This window comes from Virgibacillus sp. L01, assembly GCF_052246775.1.
Classification (GTDB): domain Bacteria; phylum Bacillota; class Bacilli; order Bacillales; family Amphibacillaceae; genus Lentibacillus.
Window position 1 is genome coordinate 13,488 of record NZ_JBQQCP010000009.1, and the last position, 16,756, is coordinate 30,243.

At 36.1% G+C, this 16,756-nt stretch carries 23 protein-coding genes; 3 read left to right on the forward strand and 20 right to left on the reverse strand.

Annotated elements, in window-relative coordinates; translation table 11 throughout:
- Positions 1-293: 293 nt before the first annotated feature.
- From ACTWQM_RS15595 to ACTWQM_RS15605, 3 genes are read right to left on the reverse strand one after another with little or no spacing between them, the layout of a single operon-like run.
- Entirely contained in the window at positions 294-1,838 is a 1,545-nt protein-coding gene (locus tag ACTWQM_RS15595) for an AMP-binding protein (protein WP_443259093.1), read from the reverse strand.
- A gap of 1 nt (position 1,839) precedes the next feature.
- The gene (locus ACTWQM_RS15600; protein ID WP_443259094.1) at positions 1,840-2,676 is read right to left on the reverse strand and encodes an SDR family NAD(P)-dependent oxidoreductase; all 837 of its coding nucleotides are present in this window, start codon (positions 2,674-2,676) and stop codon (positions 1,840-1,842) included.
- Positions 2,677-2,724: 48 nt separating this feature from the next.
- Positions 2,725-2,919, reverse strand: coding sequence for a hypothetical protein (locus ACTWQM_RS15605; protein ID WP_443259095.1), 195 nt, complete (start codon positions 2,917-2,919; stop codon positions 2,725-2,727).
- A gap of 178 nt (positions 2,920-3,097) precedes the next feature.
- On the opposite strand from ACTWQM_RS15605, the gene ACTWQM_RS15610 reads away from it, so the two are divergent.
- Positions 3,098-3,244, forward strand: a complete 147-nt coding sequence (locus ACTWQM_RS15610) for a hypothetical protein (protein ID WP_443259096.1) — start codon at positions 3,098-3,100, stop codon at positions 3,242-3,244.
- Positions 3,245-3,323: 79 nt separating this feature from the next.
- On the opposite strand, the gene ACTWQM_RS15615 is transcribed toward ACTWQM_RS15610, so the two are convergent.
- Together ACTWQM_RS15615 and ACTWQM_RS15620 are read right to left on the reverse strand one after the other, a co-directional pair.
- A complete protein-coding gene (locus ACTWQM_RS15615) occupies positions 3,324-3,878 on the reverse strand; it encodes a GNAT family N-acetyltransferase (RefSeq protein WP_443259097.1) in 555 nt (184 codons plus the stop codon).
- Between the two features lie 471 nt (positions 3,879-4,349).
- A complete protein-coding gene (locus ACTWQM_RS15620; protein ID WP_443259098.1) occupies positions 4,350-5,168 on the reverse strand; it encodes a YitT family protein in 819 nt (272 codons plus the stop codon).
- Between the two features lie 147 nt (positions 5,169-5,315).
- Between ACTWQM_RS15620 and ACTWQM_RS15625 the strand changes: the two genes are divergently transcribed.
- On the forward strand, positions 5,316-6,263 hold the full coding sequence (locus ACTWQM_RS15625; RefSeq protein WP_443259100.1) for a GGDEF domain-containing protein: 948 nt from the start codon (positions 5,316-5,318) through the stop codon (positions 6,261-6,263).
- 33 nt (positions 6,264-6,296) lie between these two features.
- On the opposite strand, the gene ACTWQM_RS15630 is transcribed toward ACTWQM_RS15625, so the two are convergent.
- Positions 6,297-7,136, reverse strand: coding sequence for a protein-glutamine gamma-glutamyltransferase (locus ACTWQM_RS15630; RefSeq protein WP_443259101.1), 840 nt, complete (start codon positions 7,134-7,136; stop codon positions 6,297-6,299).
- Between the two features lie 178 nt (positions 7,137-7,314).
- Here ACTWQM_RS15630 and ACTWQM_RS15635 point away from each other — a divergent pair, with 178 nt between their 5' ends.
- Positions 7,315-8,871, forward strand: a complete 1,557-nt coding sequence (locus tag ACTWQM_RS15635) for an ABC-F family ATP-binding cassette domain-containing protein (protein WP_443259102.1) — start codon at positions 7,315-7,317, stop codon at positions 8,869-8,871.
- A 279-nt stretch (positions 8,872-9,150) separates the two neighbouring features.
- Here the strand turns inward: ACTWQM_RS15635 and ACTWQM_RS15640 are convergent, their stop codons facing one another.
- The 14 genes from ACTWQM_RS15640 to ACTWQM_RS15705 form a co-directional block, all read right to left on the reverse strand.
- Entirely contained in the window at positions 9,151-9,624 is a 474-nt protein-coding gene (locus tag ACTWQM_RS15640; protein ID WP_443259103.1) for an SRPBCC family protein, read from the reverse strand.
- Positions 9,625-9,704: 80 nt separating this feature from the next.
- Positions 9,705-10,190 carry a GyrI-like domain-containing protein gene (locus ACTWQM_RS15645; RefSeq protein WP_443259104.1) on the reverse strand — a complete coding sequence of 162 codons (486 nt, stop codon included), beginning with the start codon at positions 10,188-10,190 and terminating at the stop codon, positions 9,705-9,707.
- A 182-nt stretch (positions 10,191-10,372) separates the two neighbouring features.
- On the reverse strand, positions 10,373-10,876 hold the full coding sequence (locus tag ACTWQM_RS15650) for a GyrI-like domain-containing protein (RefSeq protein ID WP_443259105.1): 504 nt from the start codon (positions 10,874-10,876) through the stop codon (positions 10,373-10,375).
- Positions 10,877-11,012: 136 nt separating this feature from the next.
- On the reverse strand, positions 11,013-11,276 hold the full coding sequence (locus ACTWQM_RS15655) for a hypothetical protein (RefSeq protein ID WP_443259106.1): 264 nt from the start codon (positions 11,274-11,276) through the stop codon (positions 11,013-11,015).
- Between the two features lie 45 nt (positions 11,277-11,321).
- On the reverse strand, positions 11,322-11,885 hold the full coding sequence (locus ACTWQM_RS15660; RefSeq protein ID WP_443259107.1) for a sugar O-acetyltransferase: 564 nt from the start codon (positions 11,883-11,885) through the stop codon (positions 11,322-11,324).
- A 22-nt stretch (positions 11,886-11,907) separates the two neighbouring features.
- Positions 11,908-12,444: a DUF3267 domain-containing protein gene (locus tag ACTWQM_RS15665; RefSeq protein ID WP_443259108.1), complete on the reverse strand. Its 537-nt coding sequence runs from the start codon at positions 12,442-12,444 to the stop codon at positions 11,908-11,910.
- A gap of 87 nt (positions 12,445-12,531) precedes the next feature.
- The gene (locus tag ACTWQM_RS15670) at positions 12,532-13,071 is read right to left on the reverse strand and encodes a GNAT family N-acetyltransferase (protein ID WP_443259109.1); all 540 of its coding nucleotides are present in this window, start codon (positions 13,069-13,071) and stop codon (positions 12,532-12,534) included.
- 15 nt (positions 13,072-13,086) lie between these two features.
- Positions 13,087-13,467, reverse strand: a complete 381-nt coding sequence (locus ACTWQM_RS15675) for a VOC family protein (RefSeq protein WP_443259110.1) — start codon at positions 13,465-13,467, stop codon at positions 13,087-13,089.
- A gap of 348 nt (positions 13,468-13,815) precedes the next feature.
- Positions 13,816-14,550 (reverse strand): nucleotidyltransferase domain-containing protein, encoded by a 735-nt coding sequence (locus tag ACTWQM_RS15680; RefSeq protein WP_443259111.1) that lies wholly within the window; start codon positions 14,548-14,550, stop codon positions 13,816-13,818.
- A 62-nt stretch (positions 14,551-14,612) separates the two neighbouring features.
- Positions 14,613-14,918 carry a hypothetical protein gene (locus tag ACTWQM_RS15685; RefSeq protein ID WP_443259112.1) on the reverse strand — a complete coding sequence of 102 codons (306 nt, stop codon included), beginning with the start codon at positions 14,916-14,918 and terminating at the stop codon, positions 14,613-14,615.
- A gap of 33 nt (positions 14,919-14,951) precedes the next feature.
- Positions 14,952-15,122 carry a hypothetical protein gene (locus ACTWQM_RS15690; protein WP_443259113.1) on the reverse strand — a complete coding sequence of 57 codons (171 nt, stop codon included), beginning with the start codon at positions 15,120-15,122 and terminating at the stop codon, positions 14,952-14,954.
- 139 nt (positions 15,123-15,261) lie between these two features.
- Positions 15,262-15,909: a Type 1 glutamine amidotransferase-like domain-containing protein gene (locus ACTWQM_RS15695; protein ID WP_443259114.1), complete on the reverse strand. Its 648-nt coding sequence runs from the start codon at positions 15,907-15,909 to the stop codon at positions 15,262-15,264.
- A gap of 48 nt (positions 15,910-15,957) precedes the next feature.
- On the reverse strand, positions 15,958-16,344 hold the full coding sequence (locus ACTWQM_RS15700; RefSeq protein ID WP_443259115.1) for a VOC family protein: 387 nt from the start codon (positions 16,342-16,344) through the stop codon (positions 15,958-15,960).
- Positions 16,328-16,741: a flavoprotein gene (locus tag ACTWQM_RS15705; protein ID WP_443259116.1), complete on the reverse strand. Its 414-nt coding sequence runs from the start codon at positions 16,739-16,741 to the stop codon at positions 16,328-16,330. Before ACTWQM_RS15705 ends, ACTWQM_RS15700 begins: the two co-directional genes overlap by 17 nt.
- Positions 16,742-16,756 lie beyond the last annotated feature (15 nt).

Below are 16,756 nucleotides of genomic sequence, written 5' to 3' on the forward strand. Positions count from 1 at the left end.
TATTTATACATAATAGAATTTTTTAGAAAACTAGAGCTATCGAAATAAATTCTTTCTAAGCCTTTTTTTGAGCGGACACAGGGGACGCTATTTCGATAAAAAAGTTACTTATTCAGAATTATCCGGACACAGAAGCCCTTATTTCATATTTTTCATGGTAAAAAAAGGGGATTTTTAACAAAAGAAGTCCACTGGTGTCTCCAATGCCTGTATGATGACGGCCTGCACTCTTGGCAACCATGTCGGTTTCTTAACCACAAAAAAATAACCGTTCCATTTAGTTAATGGAACGATTAGACTTTATTATCAAGCTGCTTTTTATCAAGTTTGCCAATCGATGTATATGGCATTTGTCTAACGAATGTTATCTCTTTTGGCACCTGGTATCTCGCAACCTTAGAACTTAACCATTCAAGAAGTTCCTTTTCTGTTACACTAGCATTTTCCGCCGGCTTTACAAATGCTGTTAATCGTTGGCCAAATTTTTCGTCACTTATTCCAATAACAGCCACATCTTCAACTGCGGAATGCTTGATTAGTATCTGTTCAACTTCTATTGGATAAACATTTTCTCCCCCTGATATGACCATGTCGTCCTTTCTGCCACACAAAAAATAGTACCCATTACCATCTCTGTATCCTAAATCACCTGTTTCAATCCAGGAGCTGTTCCGATTACTCATCGACCAGTCATTCCTTACACAAAATTGTCCAACTTTACCAGTTTCAACTTCATTCATACGTTCATCTAGGACCTTTAGTCGCATGCCATTTATTTTTTTGCCAATGGTAGATGCTGAATAGTTTAAATCCTGTGGTGTTGCGATGAAATTCAAACCTGATTCCGACGTCCCGTATAGGTTGTATAAGACATTCCCCACCTGATTAGATGTCTCATCTACAAGCTTTGTACTGAGCTTTGCACCACCTGATGCAATACAGGTGAGGCTCTCTAAATCTTCTGCATTCGTTTTTAGCATTCGCTGCAGCATTAACGGAACAACAGTGACTACTTCAACTTGATGTTCACGAATCAGTTTGCAGGCTTTTTTAGCATTAAATCCACTGCTTATAACTGCTTTCTTCCCTAAAGGAATGAATAAAAGCAAAACTGCCAACCCATAACCATGGTAGATAGGTGTCCCAATATAAGCAGTATTATGGTCTAAAAGTTTTAACCTATTGATAAAAGCTACAAATGGATTTAAATAATTAAATAAAGATGGCTTATGTGCTGCATCCTTGGAAACTCCAGTAGTGCCACTTGTTTGCAACACGATTTTACTCGTGGATGTTCTGGGTAGCTCTTGTTTTTCATGACCATTTGAATGAAGGAGATTATTAATGGCAGGAATGTGATCATGATAGCTTAAAATCTTTTGATTTGAAAAATGGGATTGTTCGACAAGGGGACTTAATTCAACATCATAAATTAGAACATCAAAATCATGGCGGTCAATTAGTTCATTATATTGGTTCATACTTATTTCAGCATTTAGTAAGTATACATCTGCTCCTAACCTGGAAACAGCAAAAAGAGACTTCACCATCGATGCATGGTTTTTACACAATAAAGCTACCTTCTGTCCACTTTCAAGATCTACATTTTCCTTCAAAGCCAAAGCAAGCCTTGTTGATTGTGCCAGAAGTTGTTTATAACTTATCGCCTGATTGTCATCAACTATCGCAATTTTGTCAGCATACTTCTTTTCAGCAAAATGGAGAAGCGTCATCAAATTTATTCCGCAATTGAATGTGGCAACAATCAACCTGTACAACCCCAGAGGTGATAGTAATTTAATTTTATGTAATACATAAACAAGTTTAATTATCCTCAAGTTACTCCCCTCTTTTTCTTTTACCTGATAAACCTGGCAGACTTCTGAGAAAGATCGATGCTAACCGCCCAAAAGTTAACCACCAGGGCTGATATTTTTTCCTTTTAGTATACATGAGCTTGCTGATAATCCTGGCGATTTGTTCGGGTGACATAGCAGGAACATTACGATAAGAAGCTGTTGGGCGAATCATTGGGGTTCTTACTAATGGGAGATATAAAGTTGATGTTGATATCCCTGTTTTTTTCAACTCAGGAGCTGCCGATCGAAGCCACACATCAAAAGCTGACTTGGATGCTTGATACGCAGCAAAGTATGGTACAGGTGCTAGCAATGCGTTTACTGTTGATATATTAATGACTTGTCCATGATTTTTTTCAAGAAGAGGAGTGAGTGATAGCAACAGCCTCACCGGCGCAAAATAATTGATCGCCATTGTCCGGGTGAAATCATGATAACGATCCAGCGAATCATGTATCGAACGTCTGATAGATAGTCCAGCATTACTGACAAGTATATCCAACCCATCTGGCAGTTGGTGTAAAAATGTTAGTAGACTATCCATCTCTTCCTCATTTCGAAGGTCTGCATGATAAATACTTACGCTAGCAGCTTTGTTTTCGATTTCACGTTTCATAGCCAAAAGCTTTTCCTCTCTCCTAGCCACTAAAATCAAATGACTCTGTTGATCTGCCAGGTAATAGGCTAACGCTTCGCCAATACCAGAGCTCGCACCAGTAATCAGGACAGTCCTTCCTTTAAGTTCGTTTCTGAGTTTCTCTTTGTTTAAATATGTAGGTAAAAATAAACATGCTTCCAGCAAAGTGGATTTTTGCATAATTACACCTGTTTCATTTGTTATTTTAGGGGAGTACCTTATCAGTATTTATACGAAATCCAGAAAATCACCTATCATTCTACCTAAGCCTCTCAGCAGCCAGAAAATTATTCTGAATGGCAATATAAACAATTCAGGGATCCAAAATAGCACATCAACAACAATATCCCGAAACGAATAATCTTCTTTACTCTTCTTGTGCTTTCGAGTTTTCCCTTTCTTTCTATTCCACCAATCCTTCATATAATTCTCCTTTGTAAATGTACTTTTCTGAAAGATACGAATCCTTTATGCACATTTTATAACGTTTACATCCTAATTACGGTCATGAGCAAAAAAAGTTTCTTATTTTTACGATGCTACTGAATTAATCATATACAATCTGCATAAACTAATTCAAATTAATTCGAGGAGTGTTTATATGAAAAGCAAGTTAGATGTTATAATCTACTTACATATAGCAAGTACCATTTTATCATCAATTTTCAGTATAATAATGCTTGTCCTTACGATAAAGCACGACTTCAAGGTTACTGGTGGCAGTTTATTTAAAAAAATCAACAATTAATTCGCTGTATTTTTATTGGGATTGGTTAATTAAGAAAAAGGGAGCCTTCATACGAACTCAATCCTAAACTCCACTCCCTTTATTCACCTGATAGTATTGAATAAATTTGAGTATCCCGAAACGCTCCCTTTATAAATTCATTTTTTCGCAGGGTTCCTTCATATCTCATACCCAATTTCTTCATCACTTTTTGGGAACCAATATTATCAGTATCACATCTACCTTCAATACGAATAGCCAATAATTCATTAAAACCATATTGGATAATTTTTTCCAATGCTTCTGTAACAGTACCTGTTCCCCAGTAATCCTCCGAGAGAAAATAACCAATTTCCAGATTTTTATGTTCATTACTCCAATCTATAATAGCTGCTACTCCAATTACTTTCCCTGATTCTTTCCAAATAATTGCCCATTCACCTGACACTCCATCGGCATATCCATTTATAACTTCTTCTAGAAATTGAGAGGTGATTTCTTTCGTCTTGTTGGTTTCCCATGTCATTGGGCCGGCCACATTGGGGTTCGAACAAAATTCAAAAACATCATCCACATCATCGTGGGACAACTTTCGCAAATGCAATCTTTCAGTTTCAAAGTCAGGCATTTTCATTAAACAATTTTCAAAACTCATGTTTCGCATCCCCTTAAATAGATACAATCTATTAGCCGCTTTTTTTAAAGATGCCCAGAAATCAACTGAACATGGCACCTACCGAACACGAAGAGAGCTCCCACAGTTCAAACTCCCAGTTTCCTTTAGCCAAAATATGGACGGATCCTCGTTCCGTTATTTCATATAAATTCCTCGTTTTGGGCTTGTTGACGGATCCTCGTTCCGCTATTTGCCTTTATGAGCCCTATGTTCCATTGAATTTGTACAATTAACGGAACGAGGATCCACTTCATCCCTATTTGAGCCGCTTTTCCTCCATTTAGCGGAACTAGGATTCATGTCGATGGAGCTCAACTACTTCACGTTTACTTTTTCACAATCCCTGCGTACATTTTAACACAAAATATTCAGAATTCCCCATTCAATAAAAAAATGACTACCAACACTAATTTGATAGTCATTTCACAAATACGTTTGCCGTTTTTCACGTTAGGATTTCCTGAAGTTCCCTAACACTTCAGCTGTTTCACTGATACTAACAAACGCTTTTGGGTCAATTTTTTTAATAAGGGACTTTACTAATGCCAGTTCATAACGGGTAATAACTGTATAGAGTACTTTATTTTCATTGTTTGAATAGGCACCATACCCATTCATAATGGTAATACCTCGAATCAAATTTGCAATAAGCTCATCTTTTAGCTCGTCCCCCCGACTTGTTACCACCATCAGATTTAACTTTATATGGCGGGTATGGATGCGGTCGATAACAATTCCGGTAATGTAAATGGAGGCCATTGTATATAATGCCAGATCCCAAGAAAAGAAGAACCCGGAGATAAATACAACGATACTATTTAAACCGAAAATCAGCCCACCCAAAGGAATATCGTGTTTTTGGGTGACAACTAGTCCAATGATGTCAGCCCCTCCTGTTGATCCATAAAATCTTACAATGAACCCAATACCTACACCTACAATGACACCACCAAAGACTGCAGAGAGTAATGCGTCATCCGTTACCTTTACGACAGGGATATACTGCATCGAAACTGAGGTGATAAAAACAGAAAATACACTGTTCAGAATAAAATGCTTTCCTAATCTCATCCAGCCGATAACGAATACCGGAATGTTCAAAATGATAAGCCAAATACCAGAGTTTATTGGAGAGAGCAGCCCAAAGATCATTGCAAGACCTGTAACTCCGCCTGATAGTACTTCATGAGGAAGAAGGAACATATTAAAAGAGAATCCTAATACAATTGAAAATACAAATAGAACGGTAAATTTATATAGTTGATACATTAGCCTGACACTCCAATCCGAATGATACAAATTCTTAATGAATTCTAGTGGTATAAAAAATAAAAGTCAATATCTTTTGCAAAATAAAGCTATTTAATATAGTATAATTTAATTATAAACTTCTCGAGAAATGATGGTGAATAATTCATGAATTATAGTTCGTTAAGAGATGAATACTATCCTCTTTTAATAGAGGTAATACCAGCAATACTCAAGGAACACCATGATGAAATGAAATCGATTGATGAATTTAATTTGTATTTTCATAACTTTCCAAACTATCTGAATGAATTAACTGATACATTCACCAGACATTGTGAGGCATTCTTTCTACCAGATGATGAGTATCAAGGCTTCATTAAGATGTCTGATGCTGAAGCATACGAGTTAGGAATAGCATTTGCAGAAACTAATTATTTTACTGTCGATTTAATTTTAAAACTGACACATAGCACTAGAATGTGTTGTATTCGTCACATGCTTAACGCACTAAATGAATTCAAAATAAACCAAGGCTCATCGATGATTATTGAAAGGTTCTTTGAATTAACAAACACTAGACAGAATTCCTTCTATGAAGGCTATATACATAAACAAAATGATATCCTTAAAAAGCAAAGTATTACGGACCCGCTGACAGGCCTTTATAACCGCAGATATTTTTACAAATGTATCGTAGAAGAGTTGACAAAAGCTTATCGAACCTGCCACCCGATTACATTAATGCTGATCGACTTAAACAACCTTAAAGAAATGAATGATGAATATGGACATAATGAAGGTGATAGGTTATTAGAGCACTTTGCTCAAAGCGTTACGAAGGTCAGATCTAACTTTGATAGTGTCTTTCGTTTTGGCGGGGATGAATTCGTTATAATCCTCCCTGATTGTAATGAGGAAAATGCTGAGGAAATTGGAGCGAGATTAAATGATGAACTAAGTAAATTCAATTCCAAGGTGTCACTTTCATATGGAACCATAAACCTACCATTAGTTGAGCAACCTGAGAACCTGAACATTGAGCATTACTTGAAAATTGCCGATGAAAGAATGTACAGGTATAAATCACAATATAAAAATACCGTAGTAAATTAATGAAGCAGAGCTGTTGAAGCTCTGCTTTATTAGTTAGAATCCGCCCAACATATACCTGTAACGGTCAAATGGAATGGAACTTTCATTGTGCTGCATAATAACCGATTGTTGAGGCTTTCGAACTGCGTGATATCGTGACTGAACCGAGTATTTTGCCAAATCTTTGAAAGAAGGCCTTATGATTAAATCTGTTAAATAGGCCGATTGTTTAGCCCTTGGTTTTCTTCGACTGTTCAATTTCCGAATCATTTTTCTTTCTGTAAGGATTCCTGGCCCATGCCCAAAGTAAAGCCCATTTCCGAGAACAACTGTATTTTCTCCTCTTGAATAGGAGGCTCTTGGATCAAATTCGGGATTGATAAAATAGACTACATCGCCAGGTATGAATTTTTCGGAATAGTGATTGGTTAACCCAAGGTCTGTATCAGCATGCCAGCTATATATATACATGTCTGGAAATAGTTTATTAAATGATAATTCGCCGATTACATTTAAGACTGCATGATAGTAAATGATGAGCATTGCCCCTGCACATTCAAATGCATATAGAGAACTATTCCTGTAGATGTCTCTAATTGCTTCGGACGGTTCAACTCCTTGCCTAAGCTGAAATCCCCCTACAGGTGTCAAATGCCAGTACTGAGGATTGCAGCGGGAGTCTTCAAATACTGCGAATCGAGCCTTGCTTTGATTCATTGCCCTTGCACCAAGCATGATATTCTTTCGTAATTTCAGTTCAAATGCCAGTTCATCTGCGGATTCATACGAATAAACTTCCGAGGATTCATTCATTATATGAATAATCATTTTTTCATCATTACCTATATGCCATACATCGCTTTGCAAAAAAGGATTCCCTGCTATTTGAATCATACGACACACCCCCAACATTTTACTTATAGCCTATTCAAACGTTAGGAAATATTGATAAATAAATGTGGGGCTTAATTTTTGAACATTTATTTCAGGAAATCAGCTATATCCCTATCACTTTTAGCCAAAGACCTTTATAATGGATAATCGGAACTTAAAGAAGGAAAAGGTGTTTTACATGAGCTTGTTAACAGTTAAAGATTTGACTCACGGTTTCGGAGACCGTGCTATATTTGAAGATGTTTCATTTCGTTTGTTAAAAGGAGAGCATATTGGACTCATTGGTGCCAATGGTGAAGGTAAGTCTTCCTTTATGAATATAATTACAGGTAAATTAGAGCCTGACGCAGGGACAATCACCTGGTCAAAGCATGCTCGACTAGGCTATTTAGACCAGAACGCAGATTTAAGTAAAGGGATGACAATGCGTGATGTACTTCGGACGGCTTTTCAATATCTATTTGATATGGAAGCAGAGATGAACGAGCTTTTTGCCAAAATGGGCGAAGTTGGACCTGATGAACTAGAAGAATTGCTTGAGGAAACCGGCCGACTTCAGGATTCTCTAACCAGCAACGATTTCTACATCATTGATGCCAAAGTTGAAGAAGTCGCCAATGGTCTTGGGTTAGACGAAATTGGTTTAGAACGCGGTGTTGATGAATTGAGTGGCGGCCAGCGGACAAAGGTCTTGCTTGCAAAACTGCTCTTAGAGAAACCAGATATTTTGTTGCTTGATGAGCCGACAAACTTTCTCGATGTTGAGCATATCGAATGGCTAAGAAAATATTTACTGGAATATGATCATGCTTTTATTCTGATTTCACATGACATACCATTCTTAAATAGCGTTGTTAACTTGATCTATCACATGGAAAACCAGCAGCTTACACGTTATCCAGGAGATTATAATGAATTTCTTCGCGTATATGAAATGAAAAAACAGCAGCTCGAATCTGCTTATAATAAGCAGCAAAAGGAAATTTCCAGTTTAAAAACCTTCGTAGCGAAAAACAAGGCGAATGCGGCAACAAGTAAATTGGCAACATCACGGCAAAAGAAACTCGATAAGATGGATGTTATTGAGTTGGATTCTGAAAAACCAAAACCGAAGTTCCATTTTAAAGAAGCACGGACTGCTGGAAGATACTTGTTCGAAACGAATGAACTTGTTATTGGTTATGATGAACCCCTCTCAAGACCACTTGACTTAGCAATGGAACGTGGTCAGAAGTTAGCATTATCAGGAGCAAATGGAATCGGGAAAACAACCCTTTTACGAAGTATTTTAGGTGAAATCACACCTGTTTCCGGATCCGTACAATTGGGTGACCATCTTCATATTGGCTATTTTGAACAAGAACTAAAAGAAACAACTGATAAAACATGTATCGATGAAATGTGGGATGAATTTCCTCATTTCACACAGCATGAGGTGCGCAGTTCTCTAGCAAGATGTGGACTTACCAAAAAGCATATTGAAAGTAAAGTCCGCGTTTTAAGCGGAGGCGAAAAGGCAAAAGTTCGTCTATGTAAGTTAATCAATAAAGAAACCAACCTGCTAATACTTGACGAACCCACAAATCACTTGGATGTTGACGCAAAAGCAGAGCTAAAACGCGCATTGAAAGATTATAAAGGCAGTGTGCTACTGATCTCACACGAACCAGAATTTTACCAGGACATCGTTACTGACGTTTGGAACTGTGAAGACTGGACAACTAAAGTGTTTTAGAATAGAGCTTGGGGTATCGCCAAGCCATGGCTGCACTTATGCAGTAAAGAAGTATTTTAGCTTTTCTTAACTGTATAAAAGAGGGACTACCCGCAAATTAGGGGTAGTCCCTCTTTTTATGCGAAGTTCAATGTTCCTATTATACATAAGAACACAAGTTCCACAAAATTGGAAGATTAATTTTTTAAATTAACGTTCCCTATATGGATAAAGCACATTTGTTGAATTCCTATATCCTGCCTTTGTTTGTCCCTAAAGTGTTATTTTCATAACATTTACCTAATCTGAAAAATTGTTCCTATAAAATTCCCTTAATTCAGCTCTATTATCCGGCCATTCAGGTGGCTGATCGTTAACCATCTTACTCAATGCATCAAGACAGCGATGCCATCCTGCAGCTGTTGCAGCTACCCAAGACCGGTCATCAAACTTATGCTCGAATGTCATTCGGCATCCATCGGGAGTATTTTGCAATTCCATTCGCAGCAAATCATCAACCTCACGAAAAGCAAAAACCACAGGCGGCTCGAATGCAGTGATCACTCCTTCATATTTCGTTCCTTCGCCATCATCAAAGTCAATCCTGCCCCCTTCTTTGAGTTCCATCTCTCCTGTTGCAAACGGATACCACTTGGTAAAGTAATCTGGATCTGTTATACGGCGGAAAACACTCTTAGGTTCATGTGCAAAAACCCGTTCAAATTGCAAAACACAACGACCATCTCTTTCATATAACTTTCCATATTCATTCATTTTTTTCTCCTCAAATATTATTCTTTATTTGCATAAGCAAAAATTTTATTTTAAACAATCTTACCCTTACCTGCAGTTAGTTATTTTTTAACAATCGGAACATAAATATCAAAATGTGGATCATTCGGGTCACGATCAACTGGATAATATTCATGTTTAATTGGCATATAAGGATTATAGTAATCAACATCAGCTTCTCTATATGCGGTATAGTCACTATTAAATAACCATTTATGTAAACTTGTATAAGTCTTAGATATATCTTCTCCCTTGTTATGTTCCGTCTTCACGTAGGTACATTCGGGAACCTTAATTTCAATCATTCCATCAGGTAATTCCTGCTCCTCACTCACTTCATAAGCCGCGTAATGCGCAAAGCCATTTTCAATTACATGATAAGACAGGCCTAACTGAACATTTGGATTAACCTTAGCATCCAACTCACCTGCCTGATCTTCCATTTGTTGAATAACTTTTTTTAAACCAGGTACAATTTCAGAGAATGTACCCTCCCATTTTAACCCTACTGCCCGACATGCCGGTATTCTTACAATTTCATAATTCATTTTATCGCTTCGCTTCGATTCAAATTAAATTATAAATTTATATATTAATTTTCACTGCCATCAACATATTCCTATCAGGATCTTTATAAACAATGAATTGCTCATGATGCAAATTCCATCTGCACCTTCCGTTTACCGCACATCTCCCTAATGTAACTTCTAAAAACTATACGTAAAACCTGCTAAGAAATAGGATCACATAAATCCACATTATCTTCATTTTCAGTCCACTTTGAATAAATTTCTAATGTCCACTTATCAGGCACTCTTTTATATCCATTCTCTTCAATCCATTGGTGCAAATGAGTATATACTTGGAAAATTTCTGAAGCATGACCCTTAAAACGTAAAACTGCATATTTCTGTTCAGGAACAACTAGACTAACCATGCCGTCAGGAATATCCTCAAAATCATGTACCTCATAACAAACCCAGTATCCGTCGTCTTCTTTTGAAGTCTCAGCAGCTTTAAATGCACCAATAAGCTTAACAGGGTCAACTAGTTGTTTTATCTCATCTTTACGTCGATCTAATGACATAGATGCTTTAGGAATCTCTTGACCATAACCTGCCATATCCTCGCAAACCACACGAAAGCCAACTAATTTCTTTTCACTCATTTCTCTCTCACCATTAAATGTGATGGGGTTAACTTTTTCCACCGATTTATTCTCCTTTCCATCCATAAATTGTTGATTTTAAAACATTCTTTATCTATTTCTATATAAGTATATTTATCCCTGCTTACTTTTAATAATGCGTTATGACAATTTCCTTTCACCCCTCTCTTATTGTGCTATTCTTTTTATCTATTAAAGAAAGTTAAAACTGTAATAAAAACGATGCAATTAAAAATACTGATACTAAGATAATTTTACTTAAATTCGATTCTCTTCTGGTAACCCCCGCCTTACCTTCTAAAAATCGCATATAGATTAATACGAAGATCAAGCCAAATAAAACCAGCCCTTGTCTTAATGAGTCATGAAATTCCGATAAGTACCGCAGCATAGCCAATCCTAAAAGGAAAACTCCCAAGTTTCCTATAACCATTTGAAAATACAGTCGCTTTTTTTCCAGATCCATTGTATTTGCCACCTTTAATTGCTTTTAATAAGTGCAACAGTTACTTTATTTTTCAATTTCCTTTATTGTCTTCGCAGGATTTCCACCTGTTACAACATTATCTGGTACATCTTTTGTAACAACTGCACCTGAAGCGACAACAACATTATCACCTATTTTAACTCCAGGGTTTATAATAGCTCCTCCGCCAATCCAGACATTGTGACCGATTGTTACTGGTATTCCATATTCTGCACCCGATATTCTCTCATAGGCATTTAACGGATGGGTCGCTGTATAAATATGTACACCCGGTGCAATAAAGCAGTTATCACCTATTCGAATTTCACAGACATCCAAAAACACACAGTTAAAGTTAGCATAAAAATTTTCGCCAACATGAATGCTGTAGCCATAATCACAACGAAACGTTTGCTCTACGAATAAGCTGTTCCCAGTTGAACCAAATAGTTCTTTTATTAATTCAGTTCGTTTGTTGTCCTCCGTTTCAATTGATTCATTATATAATCTTGTTAACCTTCTGGCATTCAATTTTTCTTTTACTAATTCAGAATCATCAGGGTTATAAAGTTCGCCACTCAACATCTTCTCTTTTTCAGTTTTATTCATAATAGAGCTCCTTCTATCAAAATTACGTCGTCTTTTTCCAATAAGTCTTTGTTCCGTTATTAGTTAAAATTGTCTTTCTTGGCACTTGAGTTACTACAAGAACGACACTAAGTATATCCACTGAAGATGCCATAGCATTTAACAATATCAGAATTTTTATTGTAGGTGTTAAGATTCCAATTAGACTTAAAACAATTGGCAAAATAATTGAAATTAAAACGAATGGGGCAATAGTGACTACTATATATCTTGATTTTAATATTTCTTCTTCGGTTAGTACATAACCACCAAACAGTGTAAATCCAATAAACGTTTTCTGAGATTTAATAAAGTTCGGTATGAATATCAAATGAAGCAGTTCGTGTAAGATTATAAGTGAAATAATCCAGATAATTACACCTACGTTAATTGTTATTGATATGGAATCCGAAGACAACCCAAATTCGCTCAAGGAAATAGATGAAAAGACATTTAATATACTAATGCTAATGATGGCATTTAATAGCATGAAAGGAATAGATAATAATATAGCAGTCCAAACATTCTCTGGTTCTTTCATTGGAGTCCAGTCGTTAGTGATTAGGTTTAAATGTAAATGTTCATCATTCGTTGGTATTTTATTTTTTATTTTCACAAAGTCTCCCCTCTAATAACCTTCAATTTCCATCAGCCAACAATCCTGGTACACGCCTTCATGAAGCTCATGCTTAGGGAGAACTTTAACCTTTTTAAAGCCACATTTCTCATAACATTTTATAGCCCGAACATTTCTAGCTTGGGGGTCCATAACTACTCGCTCCGCCTTTTTATCCTGGACCAAATAAGTGACCATAGATGAAACAAGTAACATTCCAATTCCTGTATTCCAATAAACTACTTCGCCTATGAACTGGTCTATCCCATAAATATTCTCCTCTTGGCTCTGATATCCATAGGCCTTTTTCGTTTTACTATTCAGTTGATAAAATTGAATATATCCAATTCCAGTTCCTTCAAACTCAACAATACATTTAGTTACATCATCTTCTAAGGTATAAAACTCTTTCATAACTTTGTCTAAATCAAAAGGGGTGTCCCGTCCTTCATAAAACTCAAGAACTTGTGGATCTGAAAGCCACTTTGCTAATTTATGTTTATCCTTTTCTTCTATTTCGCGAACTCTTAAGCTATCATCCTGAAATAACATATAAACCCCTACTCGCTATTGGCAAACCCCTAATGGATTGCCATCTAAATCATAAAAAGTAAAATATTTAGTGTTTCCTTCTCCGCCAATGGCATTAACGTTGACATTCTTTTCACACAACAATTGATATGTTTCTTCAATATCGCCATTAGAAATGAAATTATAATATTTGCCTACACCAAAATTATTATCCGGAAATTTCATTGGCTGATGATCTAATGTTTTCACAAGACATATTACTGTCTGAGACGCTGCTGCAATATTCATAACAGCGGCCTCTTCTTCAATGTAGTTAAGTGTAAGACCTAGTTTTTCTTCATACCATTTCGCTGATACTTTCGGGTCTTTAACTGGAATAAATACTCCTTCCATGCCCCCCAATAGTGGTTTAGTCATATAAATTAGCTCCTTTATATTTAATTTTTTTTAATAAGTTTACTTTTCTTTTTCGGACAGTAACTTATCAAGTTTTTCTTCTACTCTATCTAATCGTTTATTTCTTTTGTTAAACAGAATAAATAATGAGATTATACCTAGAACAATAGCAACAACAAACAAAAATGAAAGTAATTGAAAGATAATATCCCCCGTATTTAACCCGCCAACTGTTGATAATAATATGCTAATAAATCCCTCCTATCCCCCATTTATAAGTATCCGTTAACTTTATACAAACGAAACGGATAAACAGCACGCTGGTCATAACTGATAAAAACCAAATGTGTTTATGACAGCAAAAATAAATTATGGAGAAGGATCATTCTTTCCTAATGAAAAGCCATCAAACAGACGTCCGCCATAAGGTAATAGCACGAAATCAGCCAACTGGATTATTTGCTTTTTATTACCATTCTTATAAAAATCATCAAATGCTCTAACGAAGCGTTCTGCAAACTCAACATCATAATTTCTTAAGGAACGTACAATCCATTTGGACGCACCAACCCACCTATGATTTGTCCTAAGCATAAATTCACTTAGCAATTCTGCAAGCGTATTGGCTATAAATATTCCTTCTGCTCTACTATCGCAACCGATGAAATCATCAAGTGCATCAGTAATAAAGTATCGTTTTGCCATTATTGTTTCTATTGACCACAGTTCTGGACCTTTAGCTAATATATCTTCTGCCTCGTTGATAATGACCTCGATTACACCATTATCTTTTAAAACGATACCTTCTGATACCATTCTAGGCATTGAAGGTCTGGCTCTTTCATAGTCACTTTTAAAAAACGCTTTATAAGAGATTAGATTATGAGCAAATATTTCTATTTTCCAGCCTAGATCAATTAGCGACTCTCTATATGATGAACTGAAGTTATTATCAAATATAACAATGTCAAGGTCTGATGTTTCTGTTGCTTCACCACGAACCACACTGCCAGCCAATAAAGCGGCATCACAATGTGGAAATTGGGTATTTATAAACTTTTGTGCCGCTTTGATTGGAGCTAGTTCTTTATTATGTTCTCTCATTGTCCACACCTCTTACATATACTCTATTTTCGAAAGTAACGATTTCCTAATAACGGGCTAATTTAATGAACGCCAATTATAACGTCGTAATAGAATCCAAACTTATTTTTCTTCATACAAACACCAGGAACCGATTTTTCGGAACCGTCGCTCACTTCAGGGTTATGTATAACGTAACAATCACCATATGTTTTATCTTGAGAGTCAGGTTCATTTTGTATATCAGCAGTAATAGCACTAAGTGGAAAACCATTAAAAAAGATAGTACGACGAATGACTAATTGATTGGAAAAAGACATTGAAAAATATAGGACAATAAATAAGACTATTAAGGAAGATATGATAACCAACTTTGAATTTTTACTCAATAGACGAACCTCCCTCTACACATCATAATTAATTTAATGTTTATTCTTTGGCTGAAAGAAAAATATGTTCAAGATTAGTAATAAGCAGAACATAATCAGAACAAATGCTGGGAATAAAACTAGTCCAGAGCCATCTGCACCAAAAATATAACTTAGGCGATTACCTACAAACACAGCAAAAGCAAATTCTACCAATAAAACCATGAAGACAACGACGGTATGTATTACAAAATATCTGGAGTGTAGCAAACTAAGCAAAAAAATAAGTATTCCTGTAATTATTAAGGACAATTCTACAGTACCAATTTTATGTTCCTCCCTTTACTGCTACCTTGTGTTCAAACTATTTTTCTTGCTTAAAAATATAGTAATTATCTCCTTCTGTTTCTGAGAGGATTTCATTTTCAAAATATAATCCTTCATCATCATCAATACCGTAACCACTTGGAGCATTTACTCTTGCTAACGCTGCCTTTAGATTTTCTTCTTCTTTCCATTTAGAGAAATGGACACTTATGACACAATCTCTAATAAGTCCCAATCCGGTGAGGAAGAGATGTTCATTCCTGGAGTTATCAATAGGTGATATGACACAATTCAAAGGACTGATTAAAGCGCCTGCTGAGAACCCTGCAACTGGAGCTCCATTTTCATACAGTTTTGTAATACGCTGACCTATTGGTGTATCAACTATACAGTTTCGGTAAAGCTCCGTTTCTCCACCCGAAATAATGACTCCTGTGCAAGAACTTAACTCCTGCAGAGTAGCATGATCGGTATTTGGTGAGAGCGGTAAAAAGAAGAATCTCTTTATATCATTCTCTTCAAGAATACTAGTGTATAGTTTCATATACTCTTCCCAGCCGTCCCTCTCGATGAATAGGATAGCAACCTTACCTTTATTGTTAAGCGAGAGATTAGCAAACTTTTTGCCAAATTTATTACTGAACGGTGGACTTCCACCAAATAAAAACAGATGTCTATTGTTCAAAATTTCACTCCTTAAAGCAGAATTAAAAGTCACCTTGATTTCACAGTATCAGCAAGTACAAGCCATCAGTACATTACCGTCAGGATCAGCAAAGTTAAACCAGGCAAAGTCTTCTCCAATCCTTTCTATTTCCCTTACAATTTCAACGTTTTTATTTTTCATAAAATTGTATGCTTCATCTATGTTTTCAACAAGAAGATTGCAGATTGGATTTGGGCTTGGTTTATGTGTGAAATTTTCATCAAACTTATGGTCATCCAATGTTAATCCCGTTGCACCATCGATTGGGATGTTATAAACAGGGGATTCTACACTATTCCGATCGTAATTAAATCCAATAATATTACTGTACCACTCCACTGATTTTTGTAGGTCTTCAACATGAATGAATACTGTTCCAATTTGATTCTTTACAGGTTTAGAAAAGTTCCCCATCAATATTCTCCTTAACAACCCCGGCTTCTATATAACTTCTTACCAGCTTCCAATTATTGTCTTCATCTCTCTTGAATGTTTCGAAAAATAAATTTACGGTTTCCAGACTTTTTCCTTCAATTACTAATGTTGCCGACATTATCACCATCGTTTCATCATCACGTAAAGGCAGAATTGAAATTTCATTTAACTCCCATTGGGCATCGTTCTCCTTCACGAAATCAAAGCCCTGTTCCCACCCATTTATTGCTTCTTCATAACCAAAGTCTACTACTTCACCACCTGATATTTCTCTAGCTTTATAGTCATTTGAAATTATGTATGTAAGCTCTTCTAAAGATGACCTTTTCAAAATATCTAAAAAGCTATCAAAAAACTCGCGAAATTGATTGTCCATTAATAAGCCTCCTAA